The organism is Enterococcus montenegrensis (assembly GCF_029983095.1).
Classification (GTDB): domain Bacteria; phylum Bacillota; class Bacilli; order Lactobacillales; family Enterococcaceae; genus Enterococcus_C; species Enterococcus_C montenegrensis.
Window position 1 is genome coordinate 1,761,819 of record NZ_CP120467.1, and the last position, 20,817, is coordinate 1,782,635.

Here is a 20,817-nt window from a genome sequence, read left to right on the forward strand (position 1 = left end):
ACAAGCTCCTTGCCTAATTTTTTTACACTCTAAGAATAGCACAAAAAAAGGCGCTAAACGCGCCTTTTTCCAATATTTTTTTGTTTCTTGTGACGTTTCTTATTTTTCTTTTTGACAATACTCTCTTTAGTGTGCAATTTAGGCTTTGGCTTTTCTTTTTCAATCGGCAGCTTCTGAGATTTTTTCTCATTTTCATTAATAACAGGACGCGTGTCAACAAGCTGACCGCCATAAAGAAAAACTTCCTTTAAAGGCAACGCCATTTTTTTCGTCATTTTTTTTAAGTAAGATAAATCATTTTCTGCCACTAGCGTAATAACGGTCCCTTTTTTACCCATTCGCCCCACACGACCAGCACGGTGGAGGTAACTAGCATCGTCCATAGGTACTTCTACATTGACAATCATCGGTAAATCAGCTAAATCAAGACCGCGAGCAGCAACATCGGTAGTCAATAATCCCTTAATTTTATCTGCTTTAAAAGCCTGTAACGCGGTTTTGCGTAACATTTTATTTTGATCAGAGGCCAGTGTTGCTACTGGTAGGTTGTGATATTGCAATTTTTCTGCTACTGCCCCAAGCTCTGCTACTTCATTAAAGAAGATCAAACTGCGAAAATCTGCCACATGTAATAATTTTTTTAACGTATCTGCTTTTTTACGCTTTGAAGTCATTAAATAAAGATGAGCAACTTCACCTTGACTATTATCTTCTTTGGTGACATCAATCAGTGTAAAATCATCTTTGGCAATCGTTTTAATTTCTGGCAAGACACTTAAAGCAGTTGCTGAAAAGAAATTCAACTGACAAGATCGATCTAGATGTTGCAATATTCCTTTGGCAATTTCTAAGGCCTGGCCAGCTAACAATTGGTCGGCTTCGTCAAAAATAACTGTTTGCAACTGATGACTTTTAATTTTTTTAGTTTTCATCAATTCCAACACACGGCCAGCAGTACCGATTAAAATTTCTGGTTTTTCTTTTAACTTTTCTAGTTGACGCTTTGTATTGGCACCACCAATTAAAGGTTGTACCTTCAATTGCGTTTTCTCTATCCAAAAACGAGCCGTCTCAAGCACTTGCATCGCTAATTCTTGGGAAGCAGTCAAAATCAGCAATTGATTACCACCACCTGGAGTTACTTGCATTAGACTTGGTAGTAAATAAGCAACTGTTTTGCCGGAACCAGTTGGTGCCACGCCTACAACGTTTTGTCGCGTTTTTAAAGGTTCAAAAACTTGTTTTTGAATTAGTGATGCATTTTCATAGCCGGCTTTTTGCCATTGCTCTAAAAGAGTTGCCGGTAAACTTTCTGGTATCATGAATTTTTTTCCTCATCTTTTTTATCAGCAGCAAAGCTAATCCCTGCTTGCTGCCGCAAATCGTAAATTAATTGGTTCACATTTCGGGCTAATTCAACCCATTCTTCATATAAAACACCTTGATTTTTATCGGTTGGATGATTCATTACATTGGCAAATGCCAGTGCTTCTTCCTCCATTGGATTTTCTTTTAAGGTAATTGGCAATAAAAGCCGTTTTTTAGCATTCCGATCATAAAACTCTGCTTTTTCAAAAGAATTGATGCCATTTAAAGTCAAAGTCCCATTGTCAAAATAAATTTCAGATGGTAAAAACGAATCGCCAATTTTTCCTTGTAAAATGGTGACGTCAAATAAATCATAGCGTAAAATAATCGTGCCAATGCCATCGACATCCGTTGCAATTTTGCGGGCAAAGTAATGGGCTTTTTGGGGCACACCAAACCAACCTAACGCCGCATATAGTGGATAAACACCTAAGTCCATGATGGCGCCACCTGAAAATTGCGGTGAAAAAATATTGGGTTCCTCGCCGTCTAAAACAGCATCATAACGAGAAGAATATTTCATAAAAGTAAAGTTGGCACCAATGATATGATCTTTCAAAGGTAAAAACTCACTAATTGTATCAAATGCTTTTTCATGAATATTGCGTGCTGCTTCAAAGAAAAAGACATTGTGGAGATTGGCTAATTCGATAATTTCGTCCATTTCTTGTGGGGTTGAAAAAGCTGGTTTTTCAACAATGACATTTTTCCCTGCAATAATTGCAGCCTTGGCTTGCTCAAAATGGAGCGCATTGGGAGAAGCAATGTAGATAGTGTGCAAATGGGCTAAATTGAAAAAAGTCTTCAAATCTGTTGCATACTCGACATCTTCATGGTAGCGACGACCAAATTCTTGAGCTTTTTCCAACGAACGGGAATAAACCGCGACTAAGTCATATTTTTTCGTCGCAAGGGCTGCCTCCACAAATTGATGGGTAATCCAGTTTGTACCAATAATACCTAAATTAATCATATTTCTCGCTCCTTTACTTTTTTAATCTTCTTAACCGTCGTTAACTTCATTGGGATCAATAAAAGGATAAGCCAAATCAAAGGGGACTTGCTTTTTAAGTATGACCTGATTTGGTTCTACTTTACAATTATACGCTAAAACTTCAACGCCGTCTGCCATTGCTAATGCGAAATTTTCAGCTAATTGTGGTTGCATCTCAGCATGAATCGTCGCTTTTGTAATTTTCTCAAATTGAACAATAAATAAAACGTAGGTAAAATAACCTGCATCGTGGGCCACTTGCAATTCTTTTATGTGTTTTAATCCCCGTAAAGTCGGAGCATCGGGAAAAGCGCCAATGCCTTTATTTTCCAATGTCATTCCTTTTACTTCTATAAAAGCTTTCGCCCCCGTATCGCTTTTAGCAAATAAATCAAACTTGGAATTACCATAAGTAACTTCTCTTTTTAAGCTAGCTAACTTTCCAGGAAAATGAGGTAAGTTGATTTTCCCTGTCAAAATACCTTCATAGGCTAAAGCATTTGGTAATTGGCTATCAATATTAATCCACATCGCATCTTTTTTGACCGCTACGAGATCATAATCTGTTTTTCGTTTCGGACTTGCTTGATAATTTAAGGCCACTAAAGCGCCTGCTAGTAAGACTTCCTTACCGCGACCAGTATTTTTAACGTGGACTACTACCACTTCATCGGTTTCAATTAACTTACAATGACAAATAAAACGGTTGTCTCTGACAATAAAATGCGCCATTCTAATATTTTCGTATTGCATCTTCTCACCTGCCGGCTAAATCTTATCATAAAAAAGAAAAATACTGCAATCTCCAACTTTAGACCGAGGGCTAGAAAAATTCCCTGTGCTATACTGCAATCACTGCTAGCTAAGGAGCTATACCTGATGAAAAAACATTTTCCGTTATTGCTTGGAATTTCTGTATTAACTGGATTGGTGGGTACTATTTTTTGGCATAAAAATAAACAACAACCTTCAGTTTTTATCGGCAGTTGGTTTTATCAGACGCCTTTGGAAAAAGTTCATTTTACAATTAATGACAACTGGCAGCTCACAAGAAATTTAAAACCAATTCAAACGACTCTGGTTGAATTGACCCCTGAGCACTTGATTCTTTTAGATGAACTAGGTTATAAGTTAACGTTTGTTTTAAAAGATGGACGCCTTCATTTTTATGATGAAACCGAAATTGACGGTAGTTGCCATATCTTATCGCCAACTTCCCCCAAAAAAGGAAATAAAGGCATTCCAGTAGCTTGATTTCATAATTATTGTTATACTAATTGTGAGGATTTGTAACCGTAGCCAAAGTAACTTATAGAAAGAGGGTTTTGAGTATGCTTGCAACGATGATTACATTATTTACAATGTTTAGTTTGGTCGTATTATTGGGCATTTCAGCCTATGCAGTTTTTCGTTATATCAATGACGAAAATCAAATGGAGAAAGTTCCTGTTCGCGTAAAAAATCACCACCGCAATTAAAGTTCATTATTTCTAGTAAATTAAGCCATCAAAATCAAGGTAGAATTGTTAATTTTCTCTCTTGATTTTGATGGCTTTTTTAATTGAACCCGCTTTTCACTTTTAAAATTTTCATCGTAGCCTTATCTGCTTATGCTATCTTATTTTCCTCCTTAGATTTTCTTTGATAATTTTTCTTGTATTTTTTACGAAACTTTATTGGGAACAATTGTTTTGTCTGCTAGTCTTTGATAGAATTACAACTTGTAATATCTAATTAAAGGAGCTTATCATGAAAAAAATACAGCAAATTCTGCTTACTCTTTTGCTTTTTTGTTTTACCTTTGGCTTTGCCACCAATGTCGTAGCCGCTGAGGAAACTAATAATAATTTTAAAATCAACGCCAAAGGAGCGATTGCCGTTGATTTTAAAACCGGCAAGATACTTTATAATCAGGCTGGCGACACGCCGATGGGAATTGCCTCCATCACTAAAATTATCAGTCTTTATTTAGTCGAAGAAGCTGTCAAAGAAAAGAAACTAAATTGGGAAGATACTGTTGCGATTTCTGATTATGCCGCTAATTTAAGCGTCACTCCAGATCTTTCTAATGTTCCTTTACACAAAGAAAATACTTATACCGTTAAAGAATTATTTGACTCTGCTATTATCCAATCGGCCAACGCTTCTATTGTTGCATTAGCAGAAAAAATTGCTGGATCTGAGGCCAAATTTGTCGACCAAATGCGCGTCCAATTAAAAGATTGGGGCATAGAAGATGCTAAAGTTTATAACGCTTCTGGTTTAAATAACCAGTATTTGGGTGACAATCGCTATCCCGGCTCTGCGGCGGATGCAGAAAATCTTTTATCCCCACGAGATGTCGCAATTGTTGCCAGCCACTTAATTAAAGACTATCCCGATGTTTTAAAAGTTTCTGCGACTACCACCCAAATGTTTGGCGCTAATACCCAATCGCCCGTAGAAATGGTCAATTGGAACTGGATGCTTCCAGGATTTATCAATGCCAAAGAAGGCGTAGACGGACTTAAAACAGGTACAACCGAGTTAGCTGGTGCTTGTTTTGTTGGCACGATTCAAAGAGATGGACAGCGAATTATAACCGTTGTTTTAAATGCGACCGATCACAAAAATAATCCCAGTGCCCGTTTTGTCGAAACAGGTAAATTAATGGACTATTGTTACGATCACTGGCAGCAAAAAGAAGTTTTAAAAGCTGGTAGTCAACTGCCTAAACAAAAAAATATTGCCATTACAGATGGCAAGCAATTAAAAACGACTATTTCATTAAAAGATTCCGTTACATTATGGGTCAGAGATGACTTAACAGAAGAATTAATCATTACACCAAAATTTGACACTAAAAAAGTCAGTGACGGTGCTGTCAAAGCCCCTGTTGAAAAGGGCGATGTAATTGGAAAAGCTACAGTCAGCTTAAAAGGAGATGATCTAGGCTACTTAGAAAAAGCGCCTAGCCATGAAGTCTCTATTGTAATTGACAAAGCTGTAGAAAAAGCCAATATCTTTGTCATCTTCGGCCGCAAAATTGAGAACTTTTTCCAATCAATTTTTTAAAATGAACATACAAATGGCTACAAAGCCGCCCTCTACTTTTGAAAAATACCCATGCAGTTTTCAGAAATTGCTTCAAATTTAAAAGTTTTTTGCTTATTTTTCCTAGAGGGATTTATTCAGCAGAAAGTTTTACACTTTCTGGTAGTTAAAAAGTAGTACGAGGAACACTTTTTAAAGTGTCACGCGTACTACTTTTTTTGTAACGGGTAGTTCCTTGTTTTTTGAAGTTGTAATTTTTATTACAGGCACACTTAAAAGTACGCCATAAAAATTTTATCATAGGATTTAAGATTATTACGATTATACTTAAATTGCTGAAACAACTGCTGAAATTGGAAAATACAGCTCAACTTCCCCTGGTGCAAAATCAGGTAAATAATGTTCTTGAATGGCTGCTGTTAACGTGACATTATTTTGAGGTAAAATTTCTACCAACATCTTTTCAGTCATGTCGGCTAAATTTGCCTCATTGGTTTTAATTACGAAATACTCTAGTGCTGGCATCTCCCACTTTTGCCATCCCAGTGGTACTTTTGTATCATTGGGTACAGCCATTCCCGCCAAATACCGTCCGATTTCACTCCAAGGATACAACCACTCACTTTGATCGCTCATAAGTCCCCACAAATGAATTTCCTCAGGTTTCACGAACACATTTGCTGCTATTTCTTCAAAATGTTCATTTACACCATCCCATAATAATGGTACCCAAGAAGAACCTTCTGCTGCTAATCCTTTGCCTTCTTTGCCGATCACAGTAAAAGCTGGCAGACTCACACGTCTTATTTCACCTAACTCCATTTCATCCCTTCTTTCCACGCATTTATGTTTATTGTACTAGAAAATAACTTTTTTAAAAAATCATAGCTTTTTGACATGCCAAAACAGTTACAATCCGCTATACTAAAAATGATTAAGGAGTTGAACATATGAATTTTTTACCAGAAATTTTATTAGCAATTTTTTTAGTTGGGGGAATATTGGCAACAATTTCATGGCGTAAAAAAAAGCCAGACCCTGATACGATCTTTTTTTGTCTCGTCTGGAGCTGTATTTGTCTAATTTTCTATTTTGCGGGCATTGAAATGTTGAACGGCGGGTACTTTTTTAGCTTGCCCCTTGCTTATTTAGCTGTTTTTTTATGGAGCTATTTTAAAAATAAAGCTCGCTTATTAAACGGGGTCTTGTTTAATATTTTGATTTTTGTCTTTGGCTTTTATTTAATCTATAACGTCAGCATTACCTCTAGCATAGTTGCTTTTGGACTTTTGGGTCTCGCCCTTGTCTTATTAGCGGCGGTTTTAATTTTCGGTTTTGTTTCTTTACTTATTTTTCTATACTGGAATGCACTGATTGTTTTACGCAAAGAATCCCACTCACTGGCCAATATGCTAACCTTGTTACTAGCTATCTTTTTAACGATTTTCTTAATTTACGATTTTTTCATCGCCCAACGCTTACCTGAATGGCTAACCATGATTTTAGCTGCACTACCACTTATGATGGGTTATTTTGCCTTAGTCTTTTTTAACTTTTTAAGTGTTTCTATTTTGTATCAATTTAATCATCCTAAACCAAATCAAGATTATATTATTGTCCTTGGAGCAGGACTTTTAAACGGCGATACCGTATCCCCACTTTTAGCCAAACGCATTGACGTGGCGATTAAATTTTATCAGCATCAAATAAAAGTAGCTGATAAACACGCAAAGATTTTAATGTCTGGTGGTCAAGGTTTAGATGAAAAACTACCAGAAGGTGTGGCAATGGCCAACTATGCGCAAGCAAAAGGTGTAGCTGCTGCTGATTTATTAATTGAAGATAAGTCCACTACCACCTTAGAAAACATGCAGTTTTCTAAAAAAATCATGGACCAACTTCAGCCATTGCCTTATAAAGTAATTTTCACATCCAACAATTACCATATTTTTCGTGCTGGAATTTATGCCCATCAAGCTGGTTTAAAAGCAGATGGAATTGGAGCTAAAACTGCCCTTTATTACTTGCCAAATGCCTTTTTGCGTGAATATATCGCAATTGTCGCATTGCACAAAAAACGGCATTTTATTATTTGCGGCTTAATTATGGCACTTTTTATTTTCTTATCTGTCATGTCATTTTTTATCGGTTAAGAGCTAAGTAAGATTAAATGTTGCATTAATTGAACTACAAAAAAGGCAGAACAAAAGTTAGTTAACTTTTGTTCTGCCTTTTTACTTTAAAATGAAGTTTTATGTCCAAACAACTGATTGAAACGGACTTTCATTGACTTGGTCATTGGTTCTGCTGCTTCTTTAATTGCACAATACTTATCGACCATCGTTACGATATAACTTTCTTTATATTTAGGTGGCGCAATTGTTGCCCCCCACATATGTTTCAAAATAATATCTTTTTCCAACGGGGATAATTCAGTGATTTTTTCCGCATTTTTAACGGCAATTCTAGGATGCATATAAGCATGAGAACCTTCGTCAAATTTCGTCGTGCGCCAATCATAGTAAAATAGATCATGTAAAAGGCCTGCTCTAGCTGTTGCTTTTGCATTACCGCCCCATTTTTTTGCTAATTTATAACTGTAATAAGAAACACTTAATGAATGTTCCAAACGTGTCGAATTTACGTGTTGTTTGTATTGGCTCAACTTTTGTACTTCAGGTGTTGCCAGCAAATCTGCTACATAAGACATATATTCAGAATCTTTGCGCCAGTTTTCAGTCATTTATTAAATAGCCACCTTTAGCTTATCTTTTTTCGTACAAGTGTAAGTATAGCACCTTTTTTAAACATTTAAAGAAAGCGGACTCAAGCTTAACAGTTCTTTAAAATATTTCAATTGCTACAATTTAAAGTAATATAATAAAATCCCCGCTGCAATTCCCACGTTTAGAGACTCCGCTTGTCCCATAATTGGAATATAAAGATTTTGGTCAGTTAACGCCAACAACTCTTGGGTGACACCTTGTCCTTCATTGCCAACCAAAATAGCCACATCACCTTTTGGTACTTCATTGAATTTTTTGGCATCTTTATTTAATTGCGTACCATAAACGGGTACCCCTAGTTGTTTTAACGCTTCAATTGCTGTAACAAGATTCATGGGAATAACCGGCAAGTGAAAATTACTTCCCTGCATACTCCGCAAAACTTTAGTACTGTAAATATCCGCACTGCCTTCTCCTAAAATTACCCCATCGTAACCAGCTGCATCAGCGGTTCGAATAATCGTTCCCACATTTCCTGGATCTTGCACCCGATCTAATAAAATCCAAGCGCCTTTTTTTAATTGCACTTGTGATTTCATTTTGGCTACCACTGCAATAATCCCTTGAGGCGTTGGTTGTTCTGAAAGTTCTTTTAAAATGGTTTCTGGTACCAAATAGCAAATTGCTTCATAATTTGCCAAAAAGTCGCCCCATTCTTTTTGACCACGTTCGTTGACTAAAATAGTCTGAATTTGGGCGCCGCTTTTATGGGCCTCTTCAACTAAGTGGAAACCTTCTAACAGATATTGGGCTTGTTGATCCCGGTATTTTTTTTGATGGAGCTTTTTTAACGTTTTAACTAACGGATTTTTATTTGATTGAATTTCTTTCATGGTTTCACCTCGCCTTATTATAGCATTTTCAGCAGAAAGCTTGTGGGATGTCAGTAAAAAAGCTATCATTAAATTAAGACAAAAATGAGGTGATTATCATGCGGAAAGTAAGAATGAATGTACAAGGCCGAGTGCAAGGAGTTGGCTTTCGTTATACAACTAAAATGTTAGCAGATCGATTAGGCATTCATGGTGCAGTTTGGAATGAAGCAGATGGCTCAGTGGGAATTGAAGCTTTTGGCCCACAAGAGGCAATGGAGAAATTTATTGCAGGCGTCAAAGCCTCTCCTTCTCCGGCCGGTCACGTAACTTATTTAGATATTACCGATGATCCAATGATTAAAGAGCGGGACACTTTTGAAGTGACCTTTGGCTATTAGCGGCTAAGCCGCTTTTTTTATGATAACGCTAACTTTTTTATGCGAATCATAGCCTTTATTCTTGAATATTTTGTGAAGCACGTTTACAGTTGCCCGTTTTTCTAGTATGATTACTTTTGTGTAAATTTACAAAGTAAAGGACGAAGCAAATGACAAAATTAAAAAACTGGCTATTGGCATCTGGTCTGATTGGAATTATGATTACCCTTTCTGGCTGTGTTTCCGTTGATAAGAATGGTAACCCAGATAAAGATGGCATGATTTACCGTATTTTAGTGGAACCACTAGGAGGATTTTTACAGTACCTGGCAAAAGACTTCAACTGGGGTTATGGTCTAGCCATTATTATGGTCACGATTATTGTTAGAATTATCTTATTGCCTTTGGGAATTCACCAGTCAAAACAAACGATGGTGCAATCTGAAAAAATGCAATTTTTGAAACCACAAATCGATCAAGCCCAAGCTAAGTTGAAGGCTGCAACATCTCCAGAAGAACAAATGAAAGCACAACAAGAAATGCAGGCTGTCTATAAAGAAAATAACGTCAGCATGTTTGGTGGAATGGGTTGTTTACCTTTATTAATTCAAATGCCGATTTTCTCCGCGTTGTATTATACTGCCCGCTTCACGCCTGGGATAAAAAGCGCTACTTTCATGGGCATTAACTTAGGTAATCCTAGTATTGCCCTCGTTGTTATCGCTGGTCTATTTTATTTGGTTCAAGGTTTTATCTCACAAATTGGCGTTCCAGAAGAACAAAAGAAAACGATGCGTTCTATGCTGATTGTTTCACCATTAATGATTGTTTTCATGTCCATGAGTGCACCAGCTGGGGTAACCTTGTACTGGGTAGTCGGTGGTCTAATCAGCTGTCTACAAACCTTCATTACTAACGTTATTATGAAGCCACGAATTAAAGCACAAGTACAAGCTGAAATGAAAAAAAATCCACCAAAAACAGTCGTAACACCACCAAGAAAAGATGTTACACCAAAAGAAGTGAAAGAAAACGTAGCCGATTATACAAAGAAAAATAAAAATCGTAACAGCGGCAAACAAGGTCGCAATGCCGGCAAGCAAAAACGTAAATAACAAAAAAGCTACAAAGTCTGCCTTTTAAGCAAACTTTGTAGCTTTTTTTTAATTTTTTGTAATCAATGCATCCAGACTGGCAACTGCCAATGCCATTTTAGCAATTTTATTTAATTGTGTTAACCGATTACGACGAACTTTATCGTCATCGACCATGACCATGGTTTGATCAAAATAATTTTCAATTAATGGTCGTAAAGCAGTTAAGTCCTCGTAGTTTTGGGCCATCGTTTGACGTACAAACCGATTTTCTAAGTCAGTTACAGCCTCAAATAATGCTTTTTCCGCCTCATTGTCAAAAAGTTCTGGTTTGACATTTAAGTCTTCTACTTCTGCTTTTTTCGCTAAGTTAATTACCCGGGTCAAAGCTTCCATTGATGGTTTAAAATCCGGGTCATTTAAATGTTGACGTAAAATTTTAGCCGAAGAAAATAGCGCAGTTAAATTGCTTTGTTCTGCATTAATCACGGCGTCAATCACATCGTGACGCAAGTTTTTCGTCAATAAAAATTGTTTCAAACGTGCTTTTACAAAGTTCACGACTTCAATTTGACTACTTGCTAATTTTATTCCATAACGTTTTTCATCTAAGCTAATCGCTGCGCTAATTTCCTCTTGCAATTCAACCAGTGGAAAAGCCCAGTGTTTATTTTCAATAATACGCACAATACCATAGGTTTGACGTCGCAATGCATAGGGGTCATTTGAACCACTTGGAATCATCCCTACTGCAAAGAAGGACAATAAACTATCTAATTTATCGGCAATCGCCAACACAGCTCCAATTTCAGAATCCGGAAGTTCTCCTTCGCTGGCAATTGGCAAGTAGTGTTCCCGAATAGCTTTTGCTACTGCTGGTTTTTCGCCTTGTAATAACGCATATTTTTCTCCCATTACACCTTGTAATTCAGGAAATTCTCCCACCATATTGGTCACAAGGTCAAATTTATAAATTTCAGCTGCACGAGCTAGATCTTCTAGCTGGTCTTGTGTTAAACCAACTGTTTTTCCAACAATTTTGGCAATTTCAGCTACTCGTTGCATTTTTTCATAAATGCTACCGATTTTTTCATGGAAGGTCACATTTTTTAATTTTTCCACACAGGCATCAATTGTTAATTTTTGGTCTTCTTTATAAAAGAATTCCGCATCTTCCAAACGCGCTGTCAATACTTTTTCATTGCCTTTAATCACGTTATCCAATTTTACAGCATTACCATTACGGGCGGAAATAAAATGTGGTAACAGTAAACCAGCTTGATTACGGACATCAAAATAGCGTTGATGTTCTTTCATTGAAGTTACTAAAACTTCTTCTGGTACTGATAAGAAACGATCTTCAAAATTACCAACAAAAGCAGTTGGGTATTCCACCAAGTTGTTTACTTCTTCCAGTAAATCTTCATCTAAGCCCACTTGCCAATCATTTTTTGTTGCAATTTCATTAATTTGTTCCACAATCAGTGCTTTTCGTTTTAAAGGATCTGCGATCACAAACTGTTCATTTAATTTTTCTTCGTATGAATTTGCCGTTTCAATCGTCACATCATCGCCTAAGAAACGATGCCCTCTGGTTGTATTGCCAGTTTCAACATCTAAAATTGAAAATGGAATTACTTCTTCGCCTAATAAGGCCACAATCCAGTGAATCGGACGAATATATTCAAAATCATATTTATTCCAATGCATCGTCACCGGAAAGCTTAGACTTGTAATTACCTCTTTTAAACCCGCCAATACTTCAATAGCCGGTTTACCTTTGGCATACTTTGTTACATAAACATATTCTACCCCTTTTAATTCTCTAAAAGTAATAGCCTCTGTTGTCAATCCTTGGCCTCTAACAAAACCTTCCGCCGCTTTTGACCAATTGCCTTCACCATCTAACGCGATTTTTTTAGCTGGCCCTTTCACTTCTTCTTCTGTGTCAGCTTGTTTTTCTGCCACTTCACTGATAAGAACAGCTAAACGCCGCGGCGTACTAAATGACTTGATGGAAGAAAAAGCTAATTTTTCATGAGCTAAAAATTCACTAACTTTTTTTTCTAATTGTTTCATACTCTGAGTTACTACATGAGCAGGCATTTCTTCTAAACCAATCTCCAATAATAAATCTTTTGCCATCTTAGTTTTCCTCCTTCAATAATTTTGCCGCTTCTTCAGGTGCTAATAACGGATAACCTAATTTCGCCCGCTCCGCTACAAAAATTTTAGCAACCGCTCTAGCCATATTACGAATACGCGCTAAGTAACCCGCACGCTCTGTTACAGAAACAGCTCCTCTTGCATCTAATAAGTTAAATGTGTGACTACATTTCAAAATATAGTCGTAGGCTGGATGAACCAAATCATGATCGATGCAACGTTTTGCCTCAGCTTCAAAGCGGTCAAAATTGCCCAATAACAACGCTTGGTCACTTACTTCAAAAGAATATTTTGAATGTTCATATTCTGGTTGGCGGAAAATCTCTCCGTACTTAACCCCGTCAGCCCATTCTAAGTCATACACACTTTCAACTTCTTGAATATAAGAAGCTAAACGTTCTAAACCGTAGGTGATTTCTGACGTAACTGGTTTACAAGGCAAGCCCCCCACTTGTTGGAAATACGTAAATTGGGTAATTTCCATTCCATCAAGCCAAACTTCCCAACCAAGACCAGCACAGCCCATTGAAGGGTTCTCCCAGTTGTCTTCTACAAAACGAATATCGTGTTCTAAAGGATCAATGCCTAATAATTTCAAGCTTTCTAAATAAAGCTCTTGAATATTTTCTGGAGATGGTTTCATGACAACTTGAAATTGATGGTGTTGGTATAAACGATTCGGATTTTCACCATAACGACCATCAGCAGGGCGGCGAGAAGGCTCTACATAAGCTGCATTCCAAGGTTCTGGTCCAATTGCGCGTAAAAATGTATAAGGACTCATAGTCCCGGCTCCTTTTTCGGTATCATAAGCTTGCATTAACATACAGCCATTACCAGACCAAAATTGTTGCAGTGTCAAAATAATATTTTGCACAGTCATTTTTTTACTCATTTTATTTCCTCCTACTATTTTCAATTTCCCTTAATTATTTAAAGAGCATTTACCACTGGATAAAATTCAACTGGATTGCCAGGAATTAAATGAACTTCCACTACCATTTTTTCCGTTAGAAAAGCTAAGTCATAAAGCATTTGACTTGGTTTGGTAATAAACTCTTCTAACAGTTGACCACTATCATCTCTAATCACAACTTTTAGCGGCACATTAGCTAAAACTTTTAATTTTTTTTCTTTAAATTCATTGGCATTAATTTCCATATCAAATTGCATTTGTTCACCCTCCTTAGACCAACTTTTAAGCTTACTAAATTTATAGTCGCAAGACACAGTTTCAAATTTTTCAAGTTTTCCCTAAGAAAAACAAAAAGCCCTGCATAGATTTTCATCTATGCAGGGACGAATTCTTCGCGGTTCCACCCTGCTTCTGATTGCTCAGCAGCTTTAAAATATTCAACTGGATACTCCCAAGTTGCCCCCAAATAAGTTCCTGCTTGCGGCTTCCACTTTCCCGCAATCGCTTGTTCATTTGCTTATTTTTCGTCTTGTTCACCGTATCAATCTTTGTTTATCATAGCGGTTTAACCTAAGTTTTGTCAATTAAAAAATTAAAACAAACCGGTAATATTACCAAATTCATCAACATCAATGTTTTCTGCCGCAGGTTTTTTCGGTAAACCTGGCATTGTCATGATATTTCCTGTTAATGCCACAATAAAACCTGCCCCAGCTGAAACCTTAACCGAGCGAATAGTAATCGTAAAATCCTTTGGTGCACCTAGTAGATTGGGATTGTCACTGAAAGAATATTGTGTTTTTGCCATACAAATTGGATAATCAGAAAACCCGAGTTCTGCTAGTTTAGCCAATTCTCGTTTGGCTTGTGGTGTAAATTCAACACCCTTTGCACCATAGATTTTTTTTGCTATCGTTTCAATTTTTTCAACTAAAGAAAGATTCGTCTCATAAGCGAATGTTATATCACTTTGTGTATCTGCTAATTCGACTACTTTTTGGGCTAATTCTACGCCACCAGCACCACCAGTACCCCAAACGTCTGAAAGAACTACTTCTACTCCACGCTCTTCGCACGCTTTTTTTACAGCTGCTAATTCAGCTGGCGTATCTTGTGGAAACTGGTTAATACAAACAACTACCGGCAAACCAAAATTATCTTTTAAATTGTGTAAATGGCGTTCTAAGTTTGGCAGACCCGCTACAACAGCAGCTACATTTTCACTCGTTAAATCATTTTTAGCGACACCACCATGCATTTTCAACGCCCGAATAGTTGCAACTAATACAGCCGCATCCGGTTTTAGTTTTGCTAGTCGGCATTTGATGTCCATAAATTTTTCAGCACCTAAATCTGCGCCAAATCCTGCTTCTGTTACCGCATAATCTGCATATTGTAAAGCCATTTTGGTCGCTTGTACACTGTTACAGCCATGGGCAATATTGGCAAAAGGTCCACCGTGAATAAACGCCGGGGTTTGTTCTAATGTTTGGACTAAGTTAGGTTTAATAGCATCTTTTAATAAAGCTGTCATTGCTCCAGCGGCTTTTAAATCACCACAAGTAACCGGATTGCCATCAAAACGATAGGCAACAACAATTTTTTCCAAGCGTTTTTTTAAATCTGCCAAATCAGCCGCTAAACATAAAATTGCCATGATCTCAGAAGCAACAGTGATTTCAAAACCGTCTTCTCTAGGCACACCATTCAAACGTCCTTGCAAACCGTCTACAATGTGGCGCAATTGGCGATCATTCATATCAACTGCGCGTTTCCAAGTAATTTGACGGCTATCAATTTCCAATGCATTGCCTTGATGAATATGGTTGTCTAGCATAGCCGCTAATAAATTATTCGCAGCTCCAATCGCATGAAAATCACCGGTAAAATGTAAATTAATATCTTCCATGGGCACTACTTGGGCATAGCCGCCACCAGCTGCGCCTCCTTTAATACCAAACACTGGTCCTAAAGATGGTTCTCGCAATGCAATTGCAGCCTTTTTACCAATATGGCCTAAAGCATCTGCTAAACCTACAGCCGTGGTGGTTTTTCCTTCACCGGCGGGCGTTGGACTAATAGCTGTTACCAAAATTAATTTTCCTTTTAGCGGTTTTTTAGCATTTGGTTTTATTTTGGCTTTATAATTTCCATACAATTCTAAATCTGTCGATGCAATCCCTAATGTTGCAGCAATTTCTGTAATATTTTTCATCTCTACTTGCTGTGCAATTTCAATATCTGATAACGTCAAATCTTTCTCCCCTTTATTCACCGGTTGTGTAAAAATCAATTTTGATATCTTCATTTTACTTGATTTCCTTTAAATTGTCTTTTTAATACGACTAATTATTTCAAATAAAGCTAAAATCGTTCGTGAAATAAACAGATACAAAAATATCCAAATACTATCGCAGTGATTTTCACACAAAAGAGCAATCACAATGCTCTATGTAAAAAACCACGATAATATTCGGATAAATTTACAGCTATACCGCGTAAGATTAAGACTCTGGTTTCATTAAGTCTTGCCAATTATGCATGTCGTCAATAAATTTTTTACTCTTCAAATGAATGCCAACATATTCATCATAAAGTTGGTCAATTACGCGACGAATCTCCTTTTTTACTGCTGGTTTCACGTTTATTGTCTTGACCTTACTTAAATCTATCTGATTAAACAAGCGGATAAAGTGCATGGCAGCAGGATCGGCATGATACCGATGTTCATCACTTGAAAAATGCGCTTCACACAAAACACCCCCGTATTTAGACGAATAGTCAAAACGACCGGTAGTTTTTCCGCAAATGACACAGTGATCAAAAATTGGTGCCACACCAAAACGCTGCAGTATTTGTACCTCAAAAATATTGGTGATAATTTCCGCATCATAACCTTCATTGATTAAATTTAAAGACAACGATAAAAACTGATAGAGATTAGGATCATATACCTTATCTTCAATCGCAGCATCGGCGAGATTCAACAAATAAGTGCTATAACCCGCCAAAAAAATATCTTGTTGAATTGTTGTCAGTGGCTTAACATCTTTAGCCCCATTCAAAAAAGAAAGCCCCTCTGCCTTTAAATTCATGATAAAAGTCGCCTCGGTAAAATTTTGCAATACAGAAGTTAACGGGTTATTTTTCTTATGCACACCTTTAACATAAAACATTTGCTTACCAGCTGATTCAGTAAAAATTTTTACCAATTTGTCTTTTTCCTTATAGTCCCGGGAAAACAAAATCAATCCGCGGCTTTCAGCTAATTGCATGGAAAAACTCCTTAGTAATCATCCGGACGGTAGCCATAATCTTGCAAATAGGTTTGTTTATCACGCCAATCCTTTTGAACTTTAACCCAAAGTTCCAAAAAGACTTTATCCCCTAATAACTGTTCAATATCACGGCGAGCTTTAGTGCCAATATCTTTTAGCATTTTGCCCCCTTTACCGATAATGATCCCTTTTTGACTATTACGTTCGACAATAATCGTGGCTTGAATATGCACTTTATCGTTTTCATTCCGTTTCATGCTGTCGACCACAACTGCAACGGAATGGGGAACTTCATCGCGGGTTAATAATAGAACTTTTTCTCGGACTAACTCAGATACAATAAAATATTCAGGGTGATCGGTGATTTGGTCATCAGGGAAATATTGTGGCCCTGCTGGCATTTGTTTAATCAACGTATTCATTAATGTTTCAAAATTATTGCCTTCTGTTGCAGAAATAGGAACTACTTCGGCAAAATCCATCTGGCTTGTATAATCTTCAATAATTCCCAATAAATCATCTGGATGTACTTTATCAATTTTATTGATAACTAAAAAAACAGGTGTGTCGTTTGTTTTCAAGCGTTCCATGATAAAGTCATCACCACGACCGCGTTTTTCATCCGCACTGATCATAAATAAAACAGCATCTACTTCTTTTAGCGCGCTATAGGCTGTTTCCACCATGAAATCACCTAAACGATGTTTAGGTTTATGGATACCAGGTGTATCAATAAAAATAATTTGAGCATCTGGGGTTGTATAAACACCTTGAATTTTATTCCGAGTCGTTTGGGCTTTATCACTCATAATGGCAATTTTTTGCCCGACAATTCGATTTAATAATGTTGATTTGCCGACATTGGGACGTCCTACAATTGCGACAAAACCTGATTTATGTTCTGACATAATATTCCTCATTTCTTTTAAAACAATAATTGCCAAATTTTTGGTAAAAATAGAATTGCTCCAATAATTACCGCAAAAAAGGATGTTAACAAAACAGCGCCAGCTGCCATATCTTTAATTTTTTTACCAATCGGATGAAAGTGAAAATCCGTAAACATATCCACGACATTCTCAAAAACCGTATTGATAATTTCCACAATCCAAACTAAAAAGACCGCGAGTAACAACCATAACCATTCAAAGCGACTTAACTGAAAAATCCCCCCCGCTATGATGGCTAAGATACCAAAAAAGACGTGCTTGCGCATATTCCGCTCTTCTTTAAAGACTGTTTGAATACCTGTGAAAGCAAATTCTACTGAAGTAATAAAATACTTATTTTTCTTTGTATTCTTATCTTTTAAGTCCATAAGCATCCAAAATTTCCTTTTGTAGTCCAAACATCACTTTTTCATCTTCTTTGGTCATATGATCGTAACCATTAATATGCAAAAAACCGTGCAGCGCCAAAAAACCTAACTCTCTTTCAAAACTATGACCATACTCTTGGGCCTGCTCTTTTGTTTTATCCAAAGAAATCATCAAATCGCCCAGCTCTCTTGGCAGTGGATTTTGCCCATCTGCAAAAACAACTGGAATCTCGCCTTCACCTTCTTCTTCTAATGCAAAACTAATAACATCAGTCGGGCGATCTTTACCACGATAATCGCGGTTAATAACTTGAATGGCATCATTGTCCATAAAAGTAACAGACATTTCTGTTTCTTGCGGTAATTTCAAATAATCTGCCGCAAATTGCAACAAATCGTCCACTTCTTGCATCTTTTCAGGTGTAAGGGAATTGGTTTCATCCATAAAAGTAATATCCATTATTTATCGCTTCTTTCTTGTTCTTCTTTCATTTTCTCTGCTTCTGATTTCATCTTCGGATATTTAATCCGGGAGTGAAAAGTACTGCACAAGCCATTGACTAAAGAATCTTCAATAATATGAATTTCCTTTAACGTCAAGCCACTATCATCTAATTGTCCGTCTAAGATACGGTCAACAATTAAATTATGAACAAATTGACGAATTTTTTCATTCGTAGGATGATCCATCGCCCGCACTGCCGCTTCGCAACTATCAGCAATATTCACAACGCCAGCTTCTTTTGTCTGGGGTTTTGGCCCTGGATAGCGGAATTCGGCTTCTGTCACTTCCGGATTACGTTCTTTTGCTTTAGCATAAAAATATTTCATTAAGGTTGTGCCGTGATGCTGGTAGCAAATATCAATTACCATTTTAGGCATCTTATATTCCTTCAACACCTTAGCACCATCGGTAACGTGACCAAAAATAATCTGCTTGCTATCTTCTGGCAATAAGAAATTATGCGGATTTTCAGCACCAGCAGGTAAATTCTCCACGAAAAAATTCGCGTGTTTCAATTTTCCGATATCGTGATAATAACAGGCAACCCGCGTTAAAAGCGAGTGACCACCAATCAGCGCTACCGCATTTGCTGATAAGTTTGCTACCATCATGCTGTGATGATACGTCCCCGGTGCTTCTTCCAACAATTTTTTCAAAAGTGGATGGTTGGGATTACTCAACTCATTTAAAACAATCACACTATTATCGGTCACCAAAAGTTCAATATACTGATGTAAGCCCATCGTTAGTAGAAAAGATAAAAGCGTTCCAGCCAAGCCGCAAATAATCGTCGTCCATGTTCTAGCATCTGTTAGGGTTAAACCTTGGAACACTACTAAAACAATATTTAATAAAAAAGGAAAGACGATTAACCACATGACAGCTGAAAAACCTTGTTTGGAGATTCTTTCTCGTCTAACAATCGCCCCCATCAAACCAGAAAATAAATAAGTCAATAAGACGATGGTCAACAGATTGGTCCCAAGTGCATCATAATAACAAAATACAGCTGCAATTACTTGAAACATGGCTGCAATAATTCCGGCGCGACGATTGACGAAAATATTCAAGACCAACGGCACAAATGCTGCTGGGAAAAATAATGGGATATAAGGTAGTAATTCCGTTTGGAAGAGTTGAAAAAATTTCATCATGGCAATGCTTGTAATCATCGCCAATGTATAAAAGGTTAAAAACTCTTGTCGTTTATTTTTGTCTGCATATTGCCGTGCAAAATAAAGTAAGACTAAAATTTGAACGATTATCCCGGCCACCATTGCGACAATTGGGAAAAAAGAAGTATTTTGACTCGTTAATCCCAAAAGTTGTAATTTTTGAATGGCACTTGCATCAATTTGAGAGCCTTCTCTGACGATGACTTCCCCTTGTATGATCATGACTGGTGCCACACTAGCCCGAGCTTGTTCTTTTAGTTCTTCGGTCTTTTTCTCATTAGGAAAATCGTTTACGACAATCGCGTTTTTTAACAGTTCTTTCATGGCATCTTTTGCCATACTGGATATTGCTAATGCATCGACTTCATTTTCAGCATTGTTTTTGAAATCCGCTAAATTAGATTCACGAACTTGATTTTTCATCTGTTCAGCTAAAATATTTAAACTATTATCTCTCACAGTGTTTAAGGCGGCACTGTTTAAAGTAAAAGCAATTTCATAAAATGAAGCTGGAATTGCTTGATAAAACTGAACATCTTCATCATTTACCTTTTCAAATGATTTTTTTAATGAGGCAATATAGTCATCGGTTGTAACCGCTGGAATTTCTTTATCTTTGGCTTGTTTTTGACGCTGCTCGTGCTCATCATCAACTGATTTTTTAACTTGCGCAATCAGGTTGAAAATGGTTTCAATGCGGCTGTGTTGTGTTTCTGAAATATCTTCTTGATACGTATACTCCGGTACAACAGCCTCGGCTGCAAGCTGACGTTTTTGATCTGTTGCCGCCTTATTTTCGACTGTCTTATTCGCCCGAATACTCTCACTGGCTACTTGACCTTCGTGATAATCGACACTTTTTTGTTTTACGCTCGTAAATAAAAGACCAAAACAGCTGATAAAAAACACGAGAAGTATCAGCGGAATATAAAAACGTCCCAGACGTTCACGGATTTTTCTTAACGGCTCAATAATCAAATTATTTCCCCCTA

General features: G+C 37.1%; 21 protein-coding genes. 6 read left to right on the plus strand and 15 right to left on the minus strand.

The genetic code is table 11. The annotated features are described in order from the left end of the window. Positions 1–53: 53 nt before the first annotated feature. Genes P3T75_RS08540 through sfsA form a run of 3 tightly spaced genes read right to left on the minus strand, consistent with a single transcriptional unit; the run spans position 54 to position 3,115 of the window. The gene (locus tag P3T75_RS08540; protein WP_282461345.1) at positions 54–1,322 is read right to left on the minus strand and encodes a DEAD/DEAH box helicase; all 1,269 of its coding nucleotides are present in this window, start codon (positions 1,320–1,322) and stop codon (positions 54–56) included. Beyond that, positions 1,319–2,341 carry a Gfo/Idh/MocA family protein gene (locus P3T75_RS08545; RefSeq protein WP_230708815.1) on the minus strand — a complete coding sequence of 341 codons (1,023 nt, stop codon included), beginning with the start codon at positions 2,339–2,341 and terminating at the stop codon, positions 1,319–1,321. The genes P3T75_RS08540 and P3T75_RS08545 overlap by 4 nt, the downstream gene beginning before the upstream one ends. A 30-nt stretch (positions 2,342–2,371) precedes the next feature. Then, entirely contained in the window at positions 2,372–3,115 is a 744-nt protein-coding gene (gene sfsA / locus P3T75_RS08550) for a DNA/RNA nuclease SfsA (RefSeq protein WP_282461346.1), read from the minus strand. Positions 3,116–3,241: 126 nt separating this feature from the next. Here sfsA and P3T75_RS08555 point away from each other — a divergent pair, with 126 nt between their 5' ends. The 3 genes from P3T75_RS08555 (at position 3,242) to P3T75_RS08565 (ending at position 5,416) form a co-directional block, all read left to right on the plus strand. Then, complete coding sequence (locus tag P3T75_RS08555) at positions 3,242–3,616, plus strand: DUF4828 domain-containing protein (protein WP_282461347.1); 375 nt, start codon at positions 3,242–3,244, stop codon at positions 3,614–3,616. A gap of 77 nt (positions 3,617–3,693) precedes the next feature. Further along, positions 3,694–3,840 carry a hypothetical protein gene (locus P3T75_RS08560; protein WP_206903097.1) on the plus strand — a complete coding sequence of 49 codons (147 nt, stop codon included), beginning with the start codon at positions 3,694–3,696 and terminating at the stop codon, positions 3,838–3,840. A 271-nt stretch (positions 3,841–4,111) separates the two neighbouring features. Further along, complete coding sequence (locus P3T75_RS08565; protein WP_206903098.1) at positions 4,112–5,416, plus strand: serine hydrolase; 1,305 nt, start codon at positions 4,112–4,114, stop codon at positions 5,414–5,416. A gap of 306 nt (positions 5,417–5,722) precedes the next feature. Here P3T75_RS08565 and P3T75_RS08570 read toward each other — a convergent pair whose 3' ends face one another. Next, positions 5,723–6,217, minus strand: coding sequence for a GyrI-like domain-containing protein (locus P3T75_RS08570; RefSeq protein WP_282461348.1), 495 nt, complete (start codon positions 6,215–6,217; stop codon positions 5,723–5,725). A gap of 128 nt (positions 6,218–6,345) precedes the next feature. Between P3T75_RS08570 and P3T75_RS08575 the strand changes: the two genes are divergently transcribed. Further along, positions 6,346–7,548, plus strand: coding sequence for a YdcF family protein (locus P3T75_RS08575; RefSeq protein ID WP_282461349.1), 1,203 nt, complete (start codon positions 6,346–6,348; stop codon positions 7,546–7,548). Between the two features lie 86 nt (positions 7,549–7,634). On the opposite strand, the gene P3T75_RS08580 is transcribed toward P3T75_RS08575, so the two are convergent. Continuing rightward, entirely contained in the window at positions 7,635–8,138 is a 504-nt protein-coding gene (locus tag P3T75_RS08580; RefSeq protein ID WP_206903101.1) for an HD domain-containing protein, read from the minus strand. 117 nt (positions 8,139–8,255) lie between these two features. Then, positions 8,256–9,014 (minus strand): TrmH family RNA methyltransferase, encoded by a 759-nt coding sequence (locus P3T75_RS08585; RefSeq protein WP_282461350.1) that lies wholly within the window; start codon positions 9,012–9,014, stop codon positions 8,256–8,258. Positions 9,015–9,112: 98 nt separating this feature from the next. On the opposite strand from P3T75_RS08585, the gene P3T75_RS08590 reads away from it, so the two are divergent. Next, the gene (locus P3T75_RS08590; protein WP_206903103.1) at positions 9,113–9,394 is read left to right on the plus strand and encodes an acylphosphatase; all 282 of its coding nucleotides are present in this window, start codon (positions 9,113–9,115) and stop codon (positions 9,392–9,394) included. 149 nt (positions 9,395–9,543) lie between these two features. Continuing rightward, positions 9,544–10,488, plus strand: a complete 945-nt coding sequence (yidC, locus tag P3T75_RS08595) for a membrane protein insertase YidC (RefSeq protein ID WP_206903104.1) — start codon at positions 9,544–9,546, stop codon at positions 10,486–10,488. A gap of 48 nt (positions 10,489–10,536) precedes the next feature. Here yidC and glyS read toward each other — a convergent pair whose 3' ends face one another. The 9 genes from glyS to P3T75_RS08640 form a co-directional block, all read right to left on the minus strand. After that, positions 10,537–12,612 carry a glycine--tRNA ligase subunit beta gene (gene glyS, locus P3T75_RS08600; protein WP_282461351.1) on the minus strand — a complete coding sequence of 692 codons (2,076 nt, stop codon included), beginning with the start codon at positions 12,610–12,612 and terminating at the stop codon, positions 10,537–10,539. A gap of 1 nt (position 12,613) precedes the next feature. Next, the gene (glyQ, locus tag P3T75_RS08605) at positions 12,614–13,528 is read right to left on the minus strand and encodes a glycine--tRNA ligase subunit alpha (protein ID WP_282461352.1); all 915 of its coding nucleotides are present in this window, start codon (positions 13,526–13,528) and stop codon (positions 12,614–12,616) included. A 38-nt stretch (positions 13,529–13,566) separates the two neighbouring features. Next, a complete protein-coding gene (locus P3T75_RS08610) occupies positions 13,567–13,806 on the minus strand; it encodes a hypothetical protein (RefSeq protein WP_282461353.1) in 240 nt (79 codons plus the stop codon). 335 nt (positions 13,807–14,141) lie between these two features. Further along, positions 14,142–15,857, minus strand: coding sequence for a formate--tetrahydrofolate ligase (locus tag P3T75_RS08615; protein WP_407649798.1), 1,716 nt, complete (start codon positions 15,855–15,857; stop codon positions 14,142–14,144). Positions 15,858–16,053: 196 nt separating this feature from the next. Continuing rightward, complete coding sequence (gene recO, locus P3T75_RS08620) at positions 16,054–16,824, minus strand: DNA repair protein RecO (RefSeq protein WP_282461354.1); 771 nt, start codon at positions 16,822–16,824, stop codon at positions 16,054–16,056. Between the two features lie 11 nt (positions 16,825–16,835). Continuing rightward, positions 16,836–17,735 (minus strand): GTPase Era, encoded by a 900-nt coding sequence (gene era, locus P3T75_RS08625; RefSeq protein WP_206903109.1) that lies wholly within the window; start codon positions 17,733–17,735, stop codon positions 16,836–16,838. A gap of 17 nt (positions 17,736–17,752) precedes the next feature. Further along, positions 17,753–18,145, minus strand: coding sequence for a diacylglycerol kinase family protein (locus P3T75_RS08630; protein WP_206903110.1), 393 nt, complete (start codon positions 18,143–18,145; stop codon positions 17,753–17,755). Continuing rightward, complete coding sequence (ybeY, locus tag P3T75_RS08635; protein WP_206903111.1) at positions 18,129–18,605, minus strand: rRNA maturation RNase YbeY; 477 nt, start codon at positions 18,603–18,605, stop codon at positions 18,129–18,131. Before ybeY ends, P3T75_RS08630 begins: the two co-directional genes overlap by 17 nt. After that, the gene (locus tag P3T75_RS08640) at positions 18,605–20,803 is read right to left on the minus strand and encodes an HD family phosphohydrolase (protein ID WP_282461355.1); all 2,199 of its coding nucleotides are present in this window, start codon (positions 20,801–20,803) and stop codon (positions 18,605–18,607) included. Before P3T75_RS08640 ends, ybeY begins: the two co-directional genes overlap by 1 nt. Positions 20,804–20,817 lie beyond the last annotated feature (14 nt).

Excerpts from the sequence above, each read along its gene's own strand:
- P3T75_RS08540 (WP_282461345.1), bottom strand. The coding sequence starts at position 1,322 with ATGATACCAGAAAGTTTACCGGCAACTCTTTTAGAGCAATGGCAAAAA.
- P3T75_RS08545 (WP_230708815.1), bottom strand. The coding sequence starts at position 2,341 with ATGATTAATTTAGGTATTATTGGTACAAACTGGATTACCCATCAATTT.
- sfsA (WP_282461346.1), bottom strand. The coding sequence starts at position 3,115 with ATGCAATACGAAAATATTAGAATGGCGCATTTTATTGTCAGAGACAAC.
- P3T75_RS08555 (WP_282461347.1), top strand. The coding sequence starts at position 3,242 with ATGAAAAAACATTTTCCGTTATTGCTTGGAATTTCTGTATTAACTGGA.
- P3T75_RS08560 (WP_206903097.1), top strand. The coding sequence starts at position 3,694 with ATGCTTGCAACGATGATTACATTATTTACAATGTTTAGTTTGGTCGTA.
- P3T75_RS08565 (WP_206903098.1), top strand. The coding sequence starts at position 4,112 with ATGAAAAAAATACAGCAAATTCTGCTTACTCTTTTGCTTTTTTGTTTT.
- P3T75_RS08570 (WP_282461348.1), bottom strand. The coding sequence starts at position 6,217 with ATGGAGTTAGGTGAAATAAGACGTGTGAGTCTGCCAGCTTTTACTGTG.
- P3T75_RS08575 (WP_282461349.1), top strand. The coding sequence starts at position 6,346 with ATGAATTTTTTACCAGAAATTTTATTAGCAATTTTTTTAGTTGGGGGA.
- P3T75_RS08580 (WP_206903101.1), bottom strand. The coding sequence starts at position 8,138 with ATGACTGAAAACTGGCGCAAAGATTCTGAATATATGTCTTATGTAGCA.
- P3T75_RS08585 (WP_282461350.1), bottom strand. The coding sequence starts at position 9,014 with ATGAAAGAAATTCAATCAAATAAAAATCCGTTAGTTAAAACGTTAAAA.
- P3T75_RS08590 (WP_206903103.1), top strand. The coding sequence starts at position 9,113 with ATGCGGAAAGTAAGAATGAATGTACAAGGCCGAGTGCAAGGAGTTGGC.
- yidC (WP_206903104.1), top strand. The coding sequence starts at position 9,544 with ATGACAAAATTAAAAAACTGGCTATTGGCATCTGGTCTGATTGGAATT.
- glyS (WP_282461351.1), bottom strand. The coding sequence starts at position 12,612 with ATGGCAAAAGATTTATTATTGGAGATTGGTTTAGAAGAAATGCCTGCT.
- glyQ (WP_282461352.1), bottom strand. The coding sequence starts at position 13,528 with ATGAGTAAAAAAATGACTGTGCAAAATATTATTTTGACACTGCAACAA.
- P3T75_RS08610 (WP_282461353.1), bottom strand. The coding sequence starts at position 13,806 with ATGCAATTTGATATGGAAATTAATGCCAATGAATTTAAAGAAAAAAAA.
- P3T75_RS08615 (WP_407649798.1), bottom strand. The coding sequence starts at position 15,857 with ATGAAGATATCAAAATTGATTTTTACACAACCGGTGAATAAAGGGGAG.
- recO (WP_282461354.1), bottom strand. The coding sequence starts at position 16,824 with ATGCAATTAGCTGAAAGCCGCGGATTGATTTTGTTTTCCCGGGACTAT.
- era (WP_206903109.1), bottom strand. The coding sequence starts at position 17,735 with ATGTCAGAACATAAATCAGGTTTTGTCGCAATTGTAGGACGTCCCAAT.
- P3T75_RS08630 (WP_206903110.1), bottom strand. The coding sequence starts at position 18,145 with ATGGACTTAAAAGATAAGAATACAAAGAAAAATAAGTATTTTATTACT.
- ybeY (WP_206903111.1), bottom strand. The coding sequence starts at position 18,605 with ATGGATATTACTTTTATGGATGAAACCAATTCCCTTACACCTGAAAAG.